This window comes from uncultured Lutibacter sp., assembly GCF_937891065.1.
GTDB lineage: Bacteria > Bacteroidota > Bacteroidia > Flavobacteriales > Flavobacteriaceae > Lutibacter.
Genome location: NZ_CALAEQ010000123.1, coordinates 1 through 2,734, shown reverse-complemented (window position 1 = coordinate 2,734; position 2,734 = coordinate 1). Strand labels below are relative to the sequence as shown.

Here is a 2,734-nt window from a genome sequence, read left to right as displayed (position 1 = left end):
TCCTGCGGAGGCAGGAATCTATCATAAGTTTATTACAACTCAAATTACAATGTATAGATACCTGTTTTCACAGGTATGACAGATAGGAAAATAAAAACGAATGTCATTCCTGCGGAGGCAGGAATCTATCATAAGTTTATTACAACTCAAATTACAATGTATAGATACCTGTTTTCACAGGTATGACAGATAGGAAAATAAAAACGAATGTCATTCCTGCGGAGGCAGGAATCTATAAAACAGTGTTCTTTGGATTTCCGTTTTCAAGAGAATGATAAATAACTTCAATTAAAACAGTTAATTGATTATAATTCAAAATAAACGATATAGAACAATGGTTAATAGTATACACTTATTTTGTTGTAGAACTTAGGTTAGTAAAAAAAAGAGGCTGTCTGAAAAGTTATTAAAATTTGTGTTGTCAAACTGAGCTTGTCGAAGTTTATATAAATTAATATATTTCGACAAGCTCAATATGACATTAAATTCTCTTTTCAGACAGCCTCTTTTTAGTTAATTTAAATGCTCAGTTTTGAGATTATTTATTCAATAGCAGCATTTTCTTTTTTAAGATGTTCATCTAAAAACTGCAGTATTCTGCTATACGCTTCTATTTGATTTTCTTTTTTTACAAAACCATGACCTTCATCTTCAAATAAAACATATTCTACAGGAACATTATTTTTCCGAACTCCTGCTACAATTTCATCAGACTCTACTTGTAATACTCTTGGATCTTTAGATCCTTGTAAAACAATTAATGGTTTGGTAACTTTATCAGTATGAAATAACGGTGAAATTCGTTTCAAACGAACAGAATCTGCTGTAAATGGATCCCCTAATTCTAAATATAACGATGCTCTAAATGATTCCCAATAAGGTGGAATACTTTTTAAGGTACGCATCCAGTTGGTAACACCAAATAAATTTACTCCAACATCAAACTCTTCTGGTGTGTATGTCAATGCAGCCATAGTCATATATCCACCATACGATCCGCCAATAATTCCTATTTTTTCACCATCAATTTCTACTTGTTGTGCTAACCAGTTTTTTCCTTCTACACAATCTTGTAAATCTTTTTCTCCATGATTTCTATCATCCATTTTATAAAAGGTCTTTCCGTAACCGCTACTACCACGATTATTAACCGCTAAAACTGCGTAACCGTGATTTACCATATATTGAATTAAAGAACTAAAATTTTGACGTGTTTGACCTCCAGGACCGCCATGAACCCAAATCATTGCAGGTACTTTAAACTCTTTGGAAGCTTGATGAGGTAAATAGTAGATCGCAGGGATTTCAGTGCCATCAAACGATTTAAATCGTATTACTTTCGCAATTACTAAATCTTCAACGTCAATGTCATTATTTAAAACATTGGTTAATTTGTGTTGCTCTTTAGTTTCTAAATTATAAGTGTATAAATCTGAAGGGGAATTAGAGCCCCCAACATACATTCTCATCCAATTTTCATCGTCACTAAAGCCTACACTGGTAATGCTTTTGTTTTCAAAATCAGGTAAATCAAGAGGTTGCATAGTTTTGGCATCCAATACGTCAATAGCGTTTTTTCCATCTTCATTCGTATATACTACCATATATTTTCCTTCGGAAGTAAAACCAATTCCCATGATATCCCAAGATTTCTCCATAACTTTTTTCTTCTCTTTTGAATTCAAATCATAAGACATCAAGTATGAAAACTCACCACCATCATCGGTGGTATAATAAAACGTAGAATTGTCTTCAGAAAAATCCTGAGCAGAATTGGCACTCAGATTCTCATTGATTTTTGTCATTTCTTTCGTTTTTACATCATAAAGAAATAAATCACTGTCATTGGTATTCATAGTTTTTGATAATGCGAAAAAGTTTTCATCATTAGACATTTCACTATAATTTAAACCATCATTATTTTGATAAATCATCTCAGAAGTATAGTCATCAATAGATAATTTATACACATCAAAAAATCGAGCATCTCTTTTGTTCGATCCATAATACAAATGTTTGTCATCTTTTGACCAGCCGTAGAAACCAGCTTTAGCGCCTTCTGCAGGTGTAATATCTTTAATGGTTCCGTCTAACTCTCTTACAAATAAATGATCAATTTCATCACCATTTCCATCGGCACTCATTAACATTCTATTGTCATTAGGAAAGTATGACTCAGCAAAAACTGATGTGCTATCAGATGCTGTAATTGCAGTCATTTCACCTCCTTTAGCAGGGATAGTGTATACATTATAAATACCTGAGCGGTTGCTAGATATTAATAAATTACTGTTATCTGATGAAAAGCTTCCACCACCAACAGCTTCATTGTCCATAAATTGTTCAATAGTGTATTGTTTGATTTCTCTTTCAGCCACTTTCGTTTCTTTTTTACAAGAAAACAAGAGCGTTACAATTGCCAATCCTAAAATTTTAATTTTCATGATAATAGGTTTTTTTATGTTAGTTAATAATTAAAAATATTCAACTAAATCGCACATTTAATCCTTGTAAATTTATGGATAATTGTAGTTTTTGGTTATTTATATATTAATTGAATATTGCAAATTTTACTGCAATGTAGTAAATATTAGATATATAGCATAAAGATAATGAGCAATATATAGTAGATTTGAATTATTTTTACAAATAATTAATTAAAAAATAAAGAAGCATGATAACCTTTTTTGTAATCACAGCCTATCTGTCATTCTCGCGAAAGCGGGAATCTTTT

Annotated in this window: 1 protein-coding gene; it reads right to left on the bottom strand. The window is 31.4% G+C overall.

Going from position 1 to position 2,734, the window contains the following annotated elements:
• Positions 1 to 542 precede the first annotated feature (542 nt).
• A complete protein-coding gene (locus tag Q0352_RS07170) occupies positions 543 to 2,444 on the bottom strand; it encodes a prolyl oligopeptidase family serine peptidase (protein WP_299525817.1) in 1,902 nt (633 codons plus the stop codon).
• Positions 2,445 to 2,734: the final 290 nt, after the last annotated feature.